This is a genomic window from Psychrobacter sp. ANT_H3 (genome assembly GCF_027919975.1).
GTDB lineage: Bacteria > Pseudomonadota > Gammaproteobacteria > Pseudomonadales > Moraxellaceae > Psychrobacter > Psychrobacter maritimus.
Genome location: NZ_JAQISM010000001.1, coordinates 445313 through 461903, shown reverse-complemented (window position 1 = coordinate 461903; position 16591 = coordinate 445313). Strand labels below are relative to the sequence as shown.

At 43.6% G+C, this 16591-nt stretch carries 11 protein-coding genes and 1 tRNA gene; 3 read left to right on the top strand and 9 right to left on the bottom strand.

Annotated elements, in window-relative coordinates; genetic code table 11:
* Positions 1-53: 53 nt before the first annotated feature.
* A complete protein-coding gene (locus PG901_RS01820) occupies positions 54-4631 on the bottom strand; it encodes an exodeoxyribonuclease V subunit gamma (RefSeq protein WP_271133275.1) in 4578 nt (1525 codons plus the stop codon).
* Between the two features lie 545 nt (positions 4632-5176).
* Here PG901_RS01820 and PG901_RS01815 point away from each other — a divergent pair.
* The 3 genes from PG901_RS01815 (at position 5177) to PG901_RS01805 (ending at position 6799) form a co-directional block, all read left to right on the top strand.
* Positions 5177-5743 carry a hypothetical protein gene (locus tag PG901_RS01815; protein ID WP_271133274.1) on the top strand — a complete coding sequence of 189 codons (567 nt, stop codon included), beginning with the start codon at positions 5177-5179 and terminating at the stop codon, positions 5741-5743.
* 65 nt (positions 5744-5808) lie between these two features.
* A complete protein-coding gene (locus tag PG901_RS01810; protein ID WP_271133273.1) occupies positions 5809-6651 on the top strand; it encodes a hypothetical protein in 843 nt (280 codons plus the stop codon).
* A 72-nt stretch (positions 6652-6723) separates the two neighbouring features.
* A tRNA-Arg gene (locus tag PG901_RS01805) sits at positions 6724-6799 on the top strand.
* A 96-nt stretch (positions 6800-6895) separates the two neighbouring features.
* Here PG901_RS01805 and PG901_RS01800 read toward each other — a convergent pair.
* The 8 genes from PG901_RS01800 to PG901_RS01765 form a co-directional block, all read right to left on the bottom strand.
* Positions 6896-7606: a hypothetical protein gene (locus PG901_RS01800; protein ID WP_271133272.1), complete on the bottom strand. Its 711-nt coding sequence runs from the start codon at positions 7604-7606 to the stop codon at positions 6896-6898.
* Positions 7607-7801: 195 nt separating this feature from the next.
* A complete protein-coding gene (locus PG901_RS01795) occupies positions 7802-8524 on the bottom strand; it encodes a nucleotidyltransferase family protein (protein WP_271133271.1) in 723 nt (240 codons plus the stop codon).
* Positions 8525-8563: 39 nt separating this feature from the next.
* Positions 8564-9916 carry an XdhC family protein gene (locus PG901_RS01790; protein WP_271133270.1) on the bottom strand — a complete coding sequence of 451 codons (1353 nt, stop codon included), beginning with the start codon at positions 9914-9916 and terminating at the stop codon, positions 8564-8566.
* A gap of 117 nt (positions 9917-10033) precedes the next feature.
* Positions 10034-12487, bottom strand: coding sequence for a xanthine dehydrogenase family protein molybdopterin-binding subunit (locus PG901_RS01785; protein WP_271133269.1), 2454 nt, complete (start codon positions 12485-12487; stop codon positions 10034-10036).
* Positions 12488-12489: 2 nt separating this feature from the next.
* Positions 12490-13482, bottom strand: coding sequence for an FAD binding domain-containing protein (locus PG901_RS01780; protein ID WP_201625578.1), 993 nt, complete (start codon positions 13480-13482; stop codon positions 12490-12492).
* The gene (locus tag PG901_RS01775) at positions 13479-14156 is read right to left on the bottom strand and encodes a 2Fe-2S iron-sulfur cluster-binding protein (protein WP_201618514.1); all 678 of its coding nucleotides are present in this window, start codon (positions 14154-14156) and stop codon (positions 13479-13481) included. Before PG901_RS01775 ends, PG901_RS01780 begins: the two co-directional genes overlap by 4 nt.
* Before the next feature lie 195 nt (positions 14157-14351).
* A complete protein-coding gene (locus tag PG901_RS01770; RefSeq protein ID WP_271133268.1) occupies positions 14352-14849 on the bottom strand; it encodes a BLUF domain-containing protein in 498 nt (165 codons plus the stop codon).
* Positions 14850-15110: 261 nt separating this feature from the next.
* Positions 15111-16541, bottom strand: coding sequence for an MDR family MFS transporter (locus PG901_RS01765; RefSeq protein ID WP_271133267.1), 1431 nt, complete (start codon positions 16539-16541; stop codon positions 15111-15113).
* Between the last annotated feature and the right edge of the window lie 50 nt (positions 16542-16591).

The window sequence follows — 16591 nt, the reverse complement described above, 5'->3', positions numbered from 1 at the left end:
CCAAGGGCAAAAAACGAACCGTTTTAAACAGTTTTAAGTAACCAGCTAGCCTGCTAACTATCTAGACCAACTAGCGCTGTGAACATTGGCTCATACAGCAGCTGTGCTAACGTCGTTAACGCTGCTGATAGGGCTTTAAACGCGTCTTGATCACGCAGTACATATTGCCAAATGGCATGCTGCGAGCAGGTATCGTATACCGTGTCTACGTGATAGCTAGGTCTTAACCAATCTGAGAAATCTGCGCGTTTTGGCCAATAGCGGGCAACCTCGTCTTCACTCTCTGCCGCTTTTGCGCACTTATCAAGATAACTGAGCGCATATTCTGGCAATAAGGTAATCGGCACTTGACCGACTAGCTTGCCAAACATCGCCCACTTTATTAGCTCAGCTACGGCATCTTCATACAGAATTGGGTTTAGCTTAAAGGCGGTTACTTTTTCATACTTTTTGACTTGTGAGCTTGGCTTATTAAAACGCCAAATACTCACGCCATCATTTAGTGCTACCTGCTCCGCTGTCGTGCGCCTGGCAACTTGCCAATACAGATGCGACAACCAAAACTTGATTAAATGCTTAGGGCTAGCAGAATTGGGCAGTATGTTTAACCACTGCTTGGGAGATTGCTCGGCATAGGACACGCCAGCCTGTAGATTAGCGCGATGGTTATTAGCATCTATTACTACTGATGTTGGTATTGATGTTGGTACTAATATCGGTACTGAGCCTTTTATCTTAATGAATTGGGGTAATAGCTTCAGTAATGGCGCATTATCAGCATGATTTAGCACAGCCGCTAGCTCTATCTGAACGGGATGCTCGGTGGTTGGGGTCAGTAGCTGCAAACCACCTATCTCGCTTGCCTCCAATATCTGAGCATCATCCAAACCATTGTCCAAGCCATTAGCAACTAGCTGCTCTTTAAATTCCTGACATTGCTGCTGCAGTTTTTGTTGTTGATTGGGCAAGGTCGTTTGGCGCGCCACACCTGCTGGCATGATTTTTTGATACATCAATATTGGGCTGTCTTGCTGAGCTGCGCTATCAGAATTGTTATTGGCGGCATCGCTCGCCAGCTCATTAATCAAATACTCTTTAATCTGATAGGTCGTCAGATTGTCTAAAAATAGCGGCTCTTGATGTGCCATCGCTTCCTCACCCTGCACCACATGTACCTTTTGAGTACGCAAAAATGCCTTGGCAGGATGACGCACTTGATAGGCCAATACCCCTTCAACGTCTATCTCTCCAATATTAAATACAGTTTCGGAAAGTGCCTTTTTAGTAAGGTCATTAATCTCACCAGAATCACTGGAGACAGCTGTCGCTTCTAGTGACAGCATCTCAGCCAATGTAGCTAAGGTTTGATTGTCTACTTGTCCTAACTGACCTAGAGATTGACCAAGCAGCTGAGCGATTGATTCGTACTGTGCTTTGGTAGGCAAACCAACCAGTTCTGCATGCTCACTAAATGCTCTGCCCTTTAAGGTATGAAACACCGCTTGCCAAAGCGGCGCAGGCGGAAACTGACGTTTTTGCGCAAGCTTGGTTTTGCGCATGGCTGTATTTAAAAGAGCATCTAACTCATCTGCATTATCAATAAGGCTGTTGTCTTGAATATTATTTTCAGTGTGGATAGCTGCGCTTTCATTCAAATTGAGCTTAGGAGTGTCAGACGCTTGCTCACAAACATCTGCGTCTTCAATATCGGTTTCAAACAAACTCTCATGAAAAGGCAAAGCTGGATGCTCAGTCACCAGCCACTGTTTAATCAATTTAGGTAAATAGCGTTTGAGGCTCTCGGTGGTAGAGTCAACATTCTCAGGTAATGTGTCTAACGCTTCAAGCGAGTTTACCTGCCACTGCACCTCGCCTTGCAAAAACTGCAATAGCTCACTGACTGGGTTGGCTGGCAGGTGCTCGTGGGTGTCCGTCAAACTTTGACCGTTATAAAATATCCAGCAAGCACTGCGCGCACACAGCAATGCATCTAAAAATGCACCATTATCATCATCTTCACTGACTCTATCACCGCGGCGGGAATTGGTAGCTTTCATCAAATCATAGCGATTATCAAGATCACGCCCAGGGAATTCAGAGAGATCCATATTGAGCATCACCACCAAATCAAAAGGTACGTTCCTTAATGCACCAAATCGACCAAAGGTAATCACCCCAGTCGGCTCGGCACTGACCTGCTGACTCTCAAGCTCCGCTTCAATACTGTCCAGCATAAAGCTCAGCTTTAATGGCAACTGCTCAACGCCTGCCAGCCTTTGTTCTACTTCTTTTTTGTTAGCATTACTGACACTATCGCTACTGGCGTACTGTCTATAGTGACGATTGGCCCTCAGGCTTGATTTAAAGCCATTCATAGCGTTATAGATGGCGCGCATCGTACGGGTCTGATCGACATCACCAAAATAGCGGTGAATGACCTGTGTCTCAATCTGATCGAGCCAATCCTCTGCTTTTAGTTTTTGTGTATGATCATCACGGCGAGCGGTCAAGCCCACATAGATACGACAAAGCGCTTCAACAATCATCGCATCGTTTAGGCTCACTTGCGGTAGCGGCAAACTCATCTCTGGCAAGGCAGTGCTTGGCCAATCTTCCTGTGCCAAAGGATATAAGCAGTCGCTCAAACTGGCCTCTGGCATCACCAGACCCAAAGTTAATCTATCTAGCGCTTGAGCAAAGGTAAATCGGTAGTCATAGTCGTTGCTATCTAAGGTTTGTTTAAGATGCCATTCATCAAAGCCGCGGATAAAGCCTGCCTCTACCAGCAAATCACAACCACGGCTCATCTGGTCATGGGTTAAGCCAAAACTTTCATACAGCGGTGGTAGCATTAACCAATCAAGCACCTCTGCCGCTTCAAAACGAGCACTATGGCTGCCTAATAGCTTATAAAAACCAATAATGGCTTCCCATAGCTGACGAATATCCGCATCGACAACACCCGTCACCTTTGCTGGCAGGGTCAAACCGTCTTGACCTTTACCGCTCACAAAAATAGAGCTGATCAGCGCATGGTGACGCTCAACATCGGGCAGCAACACGACAATATCGGATATATGGCGTTTTTTCTCACCAAGTTTTAATGGCTCATTGAGCCAGCGCCCAATCATGATACGCAGTACTTCAAGTTGACGCTGCAAACTATGACACGAATGAATGCTTAGGCTATTATCTTGCACAGACATTCCCCAAAAACGCTCCTTCTCAAAGCGTTTATTTTCCAATACTTCATCGTCATACCATGGTGTACCTTGCTCGTCTTGATCAGAGTCGGTCTCTAATTGTTTACTGACTGCTTGCGAGACTTTTGCTGCGGTTGCTTGCTGGGTAGACTGCTCATCCAGCATCAACACATCATTTTGCAAACGCCTTAATAAACTTGGGCTATCTTGCACATAGTGAGCGCTGTCATCAAAGCCAATACCGAACTCGTCGCGCAAGTCATCATTGTTATCATCGCCCTCAGTAAAAATATCCTGCCACTCGACGAGTGCGTCTTGGTATTGCTCATTACCCGATAAATTAGCAAGCATGGCAAAGGTATCACGCGACTGTTTACCCAAACGCGACAGCAGACTGTGACCATAATCACGTAAAAACACGCTTTCAGGGTTAATAATCTGCTGACGCTGTAGCCACGACTTATCAACAATATCTGCCCAGAACAGCTTAGATGGATTGTAGTGCAGCAGTGTGATATCTATGTATTGTGATAAGCGCTGTAAAAAGTCGAGCTCGGTTTGTGGCAATTGCTGAATGGTAAAAATACGCAGTACTTTGGGCAGTTGAGCACGCTCATTCGCCTTGTTGTCTTTTAAGGCTGACCAAAAGGTATCTTCAAGTGCCACACGGTGCTGATGCACATCGGCAAACAAATGCGACCACAAGAAACGCTGCGCGACCTCTAACTCTACATAGTGCGCCACCAACCACTCAGGCGTGCCACGCGCATACTTATCAAAGCGCAGGGATAGTGCATCCTTATCCGCTATCAGCGCATCCACATTAAGCGGCTTATTATGTGACCACAGGTCTAACCAGTCCTCACGATGGGTTAAATAGCGGTTAAACACCCTCGCCAAATCACTTGCCAGCTGCCAAATACGTGCATCTTGTTGCGCTTTATCCTCTCGTACATTGTCTTGTTGAGCATTATCTTGTCGTGCACTGTCCTGCTGAACTTCCTCTTGCGGCTCATCAATCAAAGACGCTAGCAACGGATGAACGGGGTGTTTTTCATCCCCTATAATTGCCTCTTGGTAATAAGTCAAATAGCCAAATAAGCGCCACTGCATTACCGTTGGTGACAGCACTGCCACCTCAGGCACATTCAACGTTGACGCTTCAGGGTCTTGCTCTAATATATAGGTGTTATGACGGCTCAACACATCCTGCATCAATGTCCACTGATACTGACCCCAAAACGTCGTCGTCACTAAGGTGCTGATACCCGCTTGACTTGCAATAGACTTATCTAGCCAATCACCAAGTACCATTGACGGCACAATGACCACAAACTCTTCAAAAATGGGTTGGTTTTTGGACTTATAAGCCTCCAACAACTGCTCAACCAAAAGCTCGGTACGATGGGACTGAATGATTTTAAACATAAAGAATAGTCTGATTGAATTGATAAGGTGAATAATAAAATGGCGTTAAGAAAAAGTAACATTAAGAAAAATTAACGTGGAGAAGTATGGCTGACTATTATAGCGCCGTCTTTATAGTAGCTTCTCAGTAGACAGCGCACATCGATGGCGGTTAAGAAATGCGACAAGCAGTACTCACCAATCTATGTTTCTAGGTCGTTACTGGACTGTATTTCTGCTAGCATACTGAGCGTAATCTAATAGATAGCCGCATAAAAATAATAGCAACGGTTAACGACGAGCGACTTATTAATAATAAGCCTAGGAAATTGTAAAATAAGCGGATATTAGTGTGCCATTGATGCTGGTTATTTACCAGTCTATTCATCGCGGCAGAAGTACCGCGCGACAGTCAGTGTCGTGCTATTATGGCGCTTAATTTGCTAGAAGACTATTTGTCTGCAAAACAAGATGTTGTTATTTTTATTGATTGTCTTATACCGCTGTTTACCGTTGTTGATACTTAACTATTTAATCTTTTTATATTGACGAGATACTATAATACTATGCCTTTGCGTCCCATTGATGCCATCTTTGTCCATCCTAAACGACGTTTATATGTTGTATACTATCGCGGTGAGCTGTGGGCACTGCCGCGCATGAAAATTGATGATAGGTCATGGCAAAACAGACAGCCCTATACCGATGATAGCAGCTCGCTTTATTTAAGCATTCATCAAGCCATTAGCGACCCCGTGCTCGCCCAAAAACTGCGTACTTTAAACTTGCCAGCGGCGGTGCGCGGCAGTACGTTACCACGCTTTGAGGCATGGTGGGAGACAAATGGTTTTAAATGGCTCAAAGATAAGCTTGCGACAGGTGAATCGCCTTTAGCCGCGCACCAAACGGTAGCGCCCAAAATAGCAGTGGCAAAAGCGATTGACAAGCAGACGGTTTCCCCTTCAAACTACCAAGCTGCGCCGTTAAATAACGCTAGCAGTATCAAGAAAAATAGCAGCATTAAACAAAAAATTAGCGAGCAACAAACAACAGCTCCTGCTGTAGAAGCGACAGATATTTTTGCTGATATGCTGGCTGATTTGGCGGATGAGGTGTTAAATCAGCACGAGTAAATTTGCTACCATTCGTTATTCATTTAAATCACTGATTACTTTAACCAGAAAAAGAGCGGTAACTTATGAGAGACTACAAGCTGCTATTAGCCGGGCTTATTTTACTGCTGCTGATTATTTTTATCGCCATCTTTACTTGGTTATGGACCAGCAATCGTAAAAACATGGATCCTCTGCCTATTATGGCAAATGATAATGATGCATCAACGGCGACAGCGGGTGATGAAAACGCCATTGCCAAAAGCACCTTGCATATACAAGCAGAAGACAGGATACAAGTGCCTTTAGATGCTGTTATCACAACCTTTCAATCACGCTATCCGCATGTGCAGATAGTCACAAACTATGTTAATTCCGCTGCCCTTCTAACGCTATCTGACAGCGAATTTGCCGACAGTCATCGCACTGACGATGAGCGCGCATCTTATGTCGTGAATACCGATATAATTATTGCTAATAGCAAGCTGTCAAAAGAGCGCCTATCTCTATTGCAAGAACAATTAAAGGCGGCTCAAGATAAGCACAATCAAAATAAAGGGAAAAATAATAGCGTTCAAGAGGAAACAGCGGAAGATGGTCTTAATGAAAATAATGAGACTGATACTGAAGTGGCAACTCAAGCTAAAAGTGACAATACCGATACCCGCAGCCTTATCTCATTTAGCTATGCGTTACAAGATACGCAAGCAGTAGATGGCGTTGTATTGACGCAAAACCCTGCTGCTATTAATTTTAGAAACTTTTTGCTTTCAAGTACCGGACAAGACATCTTAAGCCAGCATGATTATAACAATATTGACGGCTATAAGAACGATATGGATGATTTATTCAAACCGAGCTCAGGCGCCAAACAAGCAACAGGCGAGCTGAAAGTAGATGTCGCCGACGCCCTTAGCAATGGCAAGTGAGCATAAAGCCCGCTGCTTAATGATTACTCATTGCTTTTGTAATTGGTTTTTTCTACAATAGCACTCCATTACGCGCTTATAGCTCAACAGGATAGAGCAATTGCCTCCTAAGCGATCGATCGGGGTTCGAGTCCCTGTAAGCGCACCATCGAATACAAAAAACCTTGTAGCGTAAAGCATACAAGGCTTTTTTATGTCTATAAGCTGATGTTACAGCAACTTATAATTTTCTTTTGAGTGCCAATTAGTTTCGTAGTTGATCAAGCATACTCTGGTATTTGTCTTTCTTATCGGAAATTTTACTACGTTCCTCTGCTGCATTAGGCACTGACTCTTTAAAGTTTTCTACCTTCTTATCAAAGGCTTTTAGCTCAGCTTCTACCCCGTCTACAAGCCTATTAAGCATCATAGCAAGGGCTTTTTCAGAAACTTCATGCGTCATGTTAGAAGCTTCAGAGGTAAAATCATCTTTGAGCTTAGACGCCCATTGATATATATGATCTATCGTTGCGCTGTGTTTATCATCTTTATCAGATTTACCAGAAGTCTCTTTTTCATTAGCATCAGATTTGCCGTCTTTATCAGAGATAAACTCATCCTTAAGCTTAGACGCCCATTGGAAGATATTAGCTATCGTCGCACTATACTTGTCATTTTTTTCAGACTTATCATTTTCATTAGATTCGTCATTTTCATTAGTTTCATTAGATTCATCTTTTTCGTTAGATTTATCCTCTTTGCTAGTTTGATCTTCTTTAGCAGATTTACCCTCTTTATCAGATTCAATCTGTTTTTCGGCATTGTAATCTTCAAAATCACCGTCTTCATACATTACTTTATCGCCTTTTAAAACCTCAACACCCGTCACTTCATTATTTGAAGGCGCTTCCGTTGTATTTTCAAGCGACTCTAGAGCATTCTTGATGTTATCGTTATCAGTAGGCTGGTTTAACATGATTTCTAATCCTTGTTATTGAAGTATATTTACATTCAATCATAAGGCAGTACCATCTTATATTGCGTATCTCAATGTAGATTGTTTTGTTCTAAATTGGTTAGAAATGCTGCGGGAACATCGGTTACTAATCCAGTCATTGGCTACTGGTTATTACACAAACGCGATTGCGGCAAGTGACAGAATTTAACCCTATTAATCAATCCAATGTTTTTGCTTAGCATAGGCAAGTTGTGCGGGCGTATCAATATCGTATCTTAGTTTATGATTATCAACGGTACTGATTTGATTGGATGGCAGCGCTCTAATCAAATGCCGCAATCCTTTATCACCTATCAAAGCCGATTGCCAGTTTTTAAGACGCTCGTAATCAATGACAATAGGTAGACCAATAATATCGTGTTCATTGGCAATCTTAGAATGATGGTCATCTAAACGGCTATAACTACTAGCAACGACAGTGTGTTTACCTGCCAACAGCTTGCTCAAATGTGCGCTGTCCAATAAAACTTGATCAATGCCCATGATTAGTACCGAATTGACAGATAAACCATCAAACGTAGCTAAGGCTTGTATGCCAATGGATAAACTTTCGCCTATCCCTTTTTCGGGTGATGAATTCGTTACTATTTTAATCAATGAGTGGAGACTATTTAGCTGATGGGTTAAATCAGCAATCGAATCTAAAATCGCTGACTGGTTTTGAGGAACCACGATCATTATAAGGCTAGGCTGAGTCAGCATAGCAAGGCGGGTCATATAGCAAATTAGCGACTCATTACTCTTATTTAATAACTGCTTTGGTTGACCTAAGCGTCGACTCAGTCCGCTTGCTAAGAGAATAACGGCATGACTATGACTATGACTATGACTATGACTATGACTATGACTAAAATTACGACTATTTGTAATAAGCATCTATCTCCTCTCTTGCCTTAGCGATGTTTATGACTATGATTATGCCGGTGTTTGCACATCAGTTTTGCTATGCTGTTCTTGGCTGCTAGGGCTCATGGTTTGAGAGGATTGATTATGCATTACCGCACTCATTTGCGCCATGATACTCAGTGCCAATGCTTCTGGTCCATCTCCGCCCAATTTATAGCCGATAGGATAATGCAATTTATCAATACCATCCGCTAAAATATGCGGGTTAACGCTTGTCTCACCAATCTCTCTGATTAAGCGTTCAGTACGATAGCGAGGCCCTAATTGCCCAATATAATGATAGTGAGCAGAATGCTTTAGTAGCACGGCAAGTCGAGCGCGGTCTTGGGTCAGACTATGAGACATCACAGCAACGGCGGCGCCAGCACTGAGCTTAAGTAACGAGTCGGTATCATCCAAGGGTAAACATAGCACGCTATCTGCTTGGCTAAAGCGCCGACGCGTCGCATATTGCGGTCGACTGTCTATGACGGTGACATGCCAGTCTTGCAGCTTTGCCATTGTCACTAATGGTATAACATCATTGCCTGCCCCGCAAATCAGTAATCGTATTTGTGGGCAAATCCGCTGCAACAACCACTCCGTTTGACCTGCTTTTAACACTAATTCGGCCCCACTCTCATACTGACGATTAGCTGTAGCTTGTAACTCTAAATCGTCTGACAGCTCAACATATTCAGCATCTTTTTTATGAAACTGATGCTTTGATAATTTTCTAATCGCTTTTAACAACACATTATCTATAACAGTATTCGCGTCGCCTGCCACGTTGTGGTTCAAATATATATCCGTCAGACTGCCTGTTTTTAAATACGTATCTAAATAAATACGGCTACCAACTTGCAGGTCGAGCGCTCCGTTTTCGCTATTATCCGACCTCATAAGAGTGGCAATCGTTACCGGTTGCTGAGTGTGACGAACCTGACGAATTAAATCGAGTAGAGGTATTGCTGTCGCTAAACGCTCAAACAACACATGCACTCGTCCATTACAACCTAAGCCAAAATTAATCTCGCCCTCTAAAAAATCATCTTCAGACATATCCTCATCTTTAACACTAACGTCTTTTACAACAGTCGAATCAGAATCGCTATTTTTATGATATCCAATGTCATCGCCTGTCTGGTAGACCTGCACACTCGCGCCATGACGAGTTAACCAAAAGGCACGTTTGATAATATGCGGCTCAAGGCAGCCACCACTAATCATCCCAACCGACCGCCCATCAGCGCATATCAGCATCATCGCACCCGGCTGCCGATACGCCGAGCCTTCTGTACGCACCACAGTGGCTAATACGGCATCAATGTTTTGTTGTATCGCTTGTGTGGCAAGCTCTAGGATATCAGCGATTTGATTCATAATGCCTCTTATCAACTTAAAATATAGACTTAAAAAAACCTTAGAGAATACGTTAAAAAAACCCGTTATTTAATCGGGTTTTTCAGCGAAACAAAGTAAGACAGTATTTGATAACAATCAATCTGGCAGTTGGTCAATAAGTTTATCTAAGGTAATTGGGAAATCGCGAATACGAATGCCAACGGCGTTATAGATAGCATTGGCAATCGCTGCCGCTGCGCCTGAAATTGCCGTTTCACCAATACCTTTGATGTGCATCGGATTGGTATAACGGTCGTCTTCTTCTAGCAAAATAACTTCTAGTTGCGGTACATCAGCATTGACAGGAATGTGGTATTCAGAAAGGTCATGATTACACAAGCGCCCGTCATGCTTGTCATGGATAACTTCTTCCATCAACGCCGAACCTATCCCAAACACCATACCGCCATAGCACTGTGAAGTGGCGGTTTTGTGATTAAGAATACGCCCAGCGGCGAAAACACCTGTCATGCGCTTGACTCGAATCTCACCCGTCACTCGGTGCACAGCGACTTCCGCAAAGTTAGCGCCGAATGAAGATTGACGATGGGTTTTTTCATTTTTACCCGGTTTAATCTCGCCTTTAGCACTGAGCTTTTGGTCGTCATATTGCGCAACAATATCGGCTAGTGAATAGCTTTTAGAATGACTAAAATCATAGCTACTTTGTTTAGCTTTCTGTGTTTCTGGTAAGAGCTCCAATACAGATACAGGGAGAGACACGCTCGTCTTTTCTGCTAACTTCTCTACAAGCTCGGTGGCGGCATCCTTACCAGATTCAATGATAGTCTCTGTTACTGTCGATTCATGCTGTCCTATTTTGCTAATCTGCCCATCATGCAATTGGATGGTGTCAGAATATAGGCCGACTTTGTCTGCCAACATTTCGCGCAATTGCTGGCAAGCCAGATAGATACTGCTTCCTGAGCTTGCTGCACCCATACTACCGCCAGAACCAACGGCTGGCGGCAGACTGGTATCGCCAAGCTTCATCTCAACATGGTCGACCGGTAGACCCAAAAGGTCAGCAGCAACTTGGGTAAATACGGTATAAGAGCCCGTACCAATATCGGTCATATCCGTCTCAATAATAGCTTTGACGCCAAGCTTTTTTGAGTCATCAACTTGTAGGGTTGCTCGTGCTTGAGAGAGTTTTAACTGATTACCACGAGCAGCGGCGGCCATACCAATACCCATCCACCAATCTCCTTCTAAGCGACTGGCAGGCACGGTATTACGCTTCTCCCAACCAAACTGCTCAGCCCCTTTTTCCATACAGGCAATCAGTTGCCGAGTTGAAAAAGGTATCTCTTTACTGGGGTCTTGCTTAGGCTCATTACGGCGGCGCAGCTCTATCGGATCGATATCTAACTGAATGGCCAACTCGTCCATCGCACATTCAACAGCAATTAATCCGACGGCCTCGCCAGGCGCGCGCATAGAACCTGATAGGACTTTATTAACATCAACCATCTGATAGTCGACCTGACGATTTTCGCCGCGGTATAAATAATGCGTAGACAACGCTGTGGGCTCAAAGAAGCTCTCGCCGGGTAAATTGCTAGTGACGGTATTATGAATAAAGGTATTAATAATACTGTTTTTATCGCAGCCAATGCCGATACGTTGACGCGTATCTGAGCGTCTGATGGTGGTTTCCATGACTTGTGGACGAGTCATCACAATCAATACCGGACGCTTGAGCTCTTTTGCAGAAATTGCTGCGGCAATCGATTCAGGGGCGATACCAAGTTTACTGCCGAAGCCGCCGCCAACATAACGCGCTATCAGTTGTACATTATCTGGATCCAAATTTAAGGCATCTGCCACTTGTTGTTTGCAAGATGACAACATCTGGTTGGAGGTATACATGATTAACTTGTCATCCTCCCAATAAGCCAATGTGGCATGTGGCTCCATGGGCGAATTACTTTGGCTTGGCGTATGATAAATCTGATCAAACGAAACCGCTGACTCTTTAAGTCCTTGCTCCGGATGCCCCTGTTTGTGATTTTTATCAGAGCCTTCCGCTTCATTGACTGAATGGGCGTTTTCTAACGCTGCCTCAAAATCTATGACGGCATCTTCTGTCTCGTCTTTATAAGTCACCTTGAGGGCTTTTGCGCCTTCAGTAGCCGCTTCAAAAGTTTCAGCAATCACGGCAGCTATTGGCTGACCATGATAAAAAATCTCGGCCGCGCCCTGAGTAGGAGCTTTTTTCTTTCCGCCTTGCTGAGCGTTACGCAAAAAATGCTTGGGGTCAGTGACCACTTTAATAATACCAGGAAGCGCTTCTACTGCACGGCTATCAATGTGCTTTACCTTGCCTTTAGCAATGGTCGCACCCACTAAGACGCCGTAAACCTGCCCTTCAATATAAAATTCTGCGCTATAAGGCGCTTGTCCACTGACTTTCAAGGAACCGTCTACACGGTTGATAGGTTTACCAACCAATTGACTGGCAGTTTCATCAAACAGAGAATCAACTGGATGATCCATGGTCATTTTTTTGGTAGGTTCTGATGGCAGTACTGAGTCCAATAATGACATGATTATGCTCCCTTAGCCGTCAATGCGCGCTGAATGACTTGTTTTAACAAGCGCCGCGTCAGCGATATTTTAAAGTCGTTTTGACCACGACCCTTAGCATCTTTTAATAATAAATCTGCCGCTTGCGTAATAACATCAAGGTTGCCGTCTGTATCCGTAAGTAAGGCTTCAACCGCTTCATTACGCCAAGGCTGAGTGCCAATACCACCAAATGCTAAACGTACGGTTTCTAAATTCCCTTGAGCGTTGACGTTGATTACTGCCGCGCAGGACACTAAGGCAAAGGCGTAAGAGGCGCGATCGCGGACTTTATCATAGGTGTGCATCCCTTTAATGGGCGCTGGGAGAACAATATGAGTAATCAGCTCTCCCGTTTCTAAAACGGTTTCAATGTTTGGCGTATCTTTTGGCAAACAATAAAAGTCTTTAATCGGAATCTGGCGCGTGGTGCCATCTGCTTTAAGCGTCTCAATAATGGCATCAAGTAAGCGCGTCGCTACCGCCATATCTGATGGGTGCTGGGCGATACAATCGTCACTCGTCCCTAAGATGGCAAGTGGGCGATTTTCCCCCTTGATAGCGGGACAACCAGAACCAGGATTGCGCTTATTGCATGGACTATCTGGCTGATAAAAATAATAACAACGGGTACGCTGCAATAGATTTCCGCCTGTGGTTGCTTTATTACGCAGTTGCCCTGATGCCCCTGCTAACATTGCCCGCGCTAATACAGGATAGCCTGCAGTGACTAAGGGATGCGCGGCCAAGTCACTATTGGTGACTAAAGCACCGATGCGCAAACCTCCATCAGTAGTAGGTTCGACTGCTGCTAATTCAAGGCGTGTGATATCAACCAATTTTTGAGGCGTCTCAATCTCAATTTTCATTAAATCTAATAAATTGGTGCCACCAGCAATAAATGAAGCGTCTTTAGGAGTAGCAAACATCACGGCTTGTTGCGGTTCAAGAGCACGGATATATTCAAAGCGTTTCATGAACGTTCTCCTTTAGCACTGGCAGCATCGGCATGGGCAGTCGGCTTTACTATGGACTGATTGCCAATTTGTGTTTCGCTTGGCGGTGGTGACCAAATACCGCTAATAGTTAGAGCAGCTGCCTCATTATTGCGTGTATCGTTAATCACTGAAGAAGAATCTGATAGTTGGTTTTCGAGTACCTGTGAGATGGCTTTGATAATATTAGGATAGGCTGAACAGCGACAGATATTGCCACTCATGCGCTCAGCAATTTCTTGTACTAGCAGCCCATTGGGATTTTGCAAATCAGTAGTGACATGACTTGGCCATTGTTGCTTGACCTCTTCTATCAATGCCGTTGCTGAACAAATTTGCCCAGGCGTACAATAGCCACACTGAAAGGCATCGTGGTCTTTAAAAGCTTGTTGCAACTCTGATAGCGATTCAGGTAGTCCAATACCTTCAATGGTGGTAATCTCATCACCATCGTGCATGACCGCCAACGTCAAACAAGAATTGATTCGTCGCCCATTAATAAGCATGGTGCACGCACCGCATTGCCCATGATCGCAGCCTTTTTTGGGTCCGGTGATATGTAAATGGTGGCGACAAACATCAAGTAATGTCGTTCGCGGGTCAAGAGTATCAAACTCATAATCTTGCTTATTAATCGTTAATGTTAAGTTAGACATGCTGGCTTCCCGCTGGCAAAAGATAATAAAATCTTAGAGGGTAAGTCGTCATTAGTCTACAAACGATATGTTATAGCAATGTTATTAATGTACAACGGACGTAGTTTTAGAAAACCCTTTTTTACTGTTAAATTTATCCCAGTCATCCCATAGCTACGAATCTCTTGATTTTATTTTGAGCAGATTTTATTAGATTTATTTCTCTTCAGAGGCGCGTTGTTCTTGAAGTTTTGCTAGTGTCTCAATAAAACTCATAATTTGAGAAGTACTCATGAGATAAGGATTAAATTCATGGCTTGCTGAGAACTTCTGCATATATTCTTTATTTTCATCGCTCGGCGTTAAGTACTTCATTGACCATTTATCCCAGCGCTGTTGTTCAACCTCACGACAATCAACGATCTGAAACGAAAAATGGCGATTGTCCTTGATTAACTTTGCCAACAATTCATTAATAACAGGTCTTGTACCCTCAATACTCTGGAGAAAATAATCCTCATTCATCACCAATACGCCACTAATACCATTGCGCTCATTGTTCCGTCGCGCTTGCTCAAGGATTCGTGCTACTTCGATATTCGCATTATCGGTGTTATAACGACTGATATAGGTTAGGCGCAAGATAATACGCTCGCCATGCTGGGTATTTAGAGTATTTGTTTCTGGAAGATTGGCCAGCTTTGGTTCCATCATTAGTTTCCTTTTAATAAACGATTATTGTCATTTGATTAGTTATGACTACTTAAGACACCATAAGGCTAATACACCATAGGGAACAAGGTTACTGGCTATAATCATAAAACCTGTATAAGAGATGTAGGTCAAACACAGGATTATGTTGTCTGGCATTCATTCTAAGCGCGTAAGCTAATGATTTTCATGTCTTTTAAACCATTTATCATGACGTCTTTTATTAGCCTCATCATAAATGGTGATACGTTACTGGTAGCTATCTTAATCAGCTTTTGGTGATTTGATAAAAAACGATATCACCAGCCCGAAAACCGCTAAGACAATGCCCAAAATAAATGCCGTTTGTACCCCAGCGGTCAATGACGTACTTACTAAAGACGGATCTGACGGATCGGCAACCGTCTTTAAGAAGTTGCTTTGCGAAGTAGACATTATCGTGATGGCAAGCGCGGTTCCAATTGAACCCGATACTTGCAGTAAGGTGTTTATCAACGCGGTTCCATCTGGATATAGGTTTTTTGGTAGCGCATTTAGACCATGGGTTTGCACCGGCATCATGACGAATGTTACGCCAATCATAAGACCTGAATGCAAAAAGATGGCCATAGGAATAGTAGTTTCGGTAGTCACATTCGATAGCTGCCACAGCATGATAATCATAATGATAAAGCCCGGTGTCAGTAGCCATTTTGGACCATACATATCATAGACACGTCCTGCGACTGGAGATAGGATGCCATTCAATGCGCCCCCTGGCATCAGTATAAGACCGGCCGTAAGCGCCGTTAAGCCAAGACCAATTTGTAAATATAAAGGCAGCAGAATCATACTTGATAAAATAATCATGAATGTCGCTGAGACACTTAATAAGGCCAAGGTAAACATGGGATATCTTAAAGTGCGCAAATCTAACATGGGCTTATCGAGTTTAAACTGTCTTGATGAGAATATGATAAGGGACATGAAGCCAATTATCAGGGTGCTAATGACAATTGGACTGCCCCAGCCTTTGTGTCCTGCGACACTAAAGCCGTATACGATGCCACCAAAGCCAATCGTCGATAACAAGATTGAAAGCACATCTATTTTAGGTTTTGTCAGAGTCGTAACGTTCTGCACAAAAAGCAGTCCATATACCAGTGAGAAAAGCAAAAATGGAATAAGCAGCCAAAGAATCCAATTCCAACTCAAGACCTCAATGATTAACCCCGCAGTGGCCGGTCCAATAGCCGGTGCTGACATCATCACCAGCCCAACCAACCCCATAATGGTCCCTCTTTTATGAATAGGGAAAATCACTAATACGGTGTTGAACATAAGCGGAATTAATAAGCCGGTGCCGATTGCTTGAATGACACGGCCTAGAAGCAGTGCACTGAAAGTGGGTGCCATACCGGAAACTATCGCGCCGGCAATGGAAAATAGCAGTGATGCCACAAATAACTGCCGAGTACTAAACCACTGAATGAGTAGTGCGGACACGGGAATAAGTATTCCCATCGTCAATAAGTAACCTGTGGTTATCCATTGCACTGTCGAAGAAATGACATTGAATTCAATCATTAAATTGCCAAGCGCCATATTTAAAGCTGTTTCGCTAAATAATCCGACGAACCCTGCGATTAAAAAGGCGATTAAAATTGGGATTGGTTTGATACCGGTTTGACTTTGTTCCATTGCAAGGCTAGACATTAAAACTCTCTATGATTATTAACAGAATCAATTTTTGATACGCTAAGGGG

Excerpts from the sequence above, each read along its gene's own strand:
- PG901_RS01820 (WP_271133275.1), bottom strand. The coding sequence starts at position 4,631 with ATGTTTAAAATCATTCAGTCCCATCGTACCGAGCTTTTGGTTGAGCAG.
- PG901_RS01785 (WP_271133269.1), bottom strand. The coding sequence starts at position 12,487 with ATGTCATTATTGGACTCAGTACTGCCATCAGAACCTACCAAAAAAATG.
- PG901_RS01780 (WP_201625578.1), bottom strand. The coding sequence starts at position 13,482 with ATGAAACGCTTTGAATATATCCGTGCTCTTGAACCGCAACAAGCCGTG.
- PG901_RS01775 (WP_201618514.1), bottom strand. The coding sequence starts at position 14,156 with ATGTCTAACTTAACATTAACGATTAATAAGCAAGATTATGAGTTTGAT.
- PG901_RS01765 (WP_271133267.1), bottom strand. The coding sequence starts at position 16,541 with ATGTCTAGCCTTGCAATGGAACAAAGTCAAACCGGTATCAAACCAATC.
- PG901_RS01815 (WP_271133274.1), top strand. The coding sequence starts at position 5,177 with ATGCCTTTGCGTCCCATTGATGCCATCTTTGTCCATCCTAAACGACGT.
- PG901_RS01810 (WP_271133273.1), top strand. The coding sequence starts at position 5,809 with ATGAGAGACTACAAGCTGCTATTAGCCGGGCTTATTTTACTGCTGCTG.
- PG901_RS01800 (WP_271133272.1), bottom strand. The coding sequence starts at position 7,606 with ATGTTAAACCAGCCTACTGATAACGATAACATCAAGAATGCTCTAGAG.
- PG901_RS01790 (WP_271133270.1), bottom strand. The coding sequence starts at position 9,916 with ATGAATCAAATCGCTGATATCCTAGAGCTTGCCACACAAGCGATACAA.
- PG901_RS01770 (WP_271133268.1), bottom strand. The coding sequence starts at position 14,849 with ATGATGGAACCAAAGCTGGCCAATCTTCCAGAAACAAATACTCTAAAT.
- PG901_RS01795 (WP_271133271.1), bottom strand. The coding sequence starts at position 8,524 with ATGCTTATTACAAATAGTCGTAATTTTAGTCATAGTCATAGTCATAGT.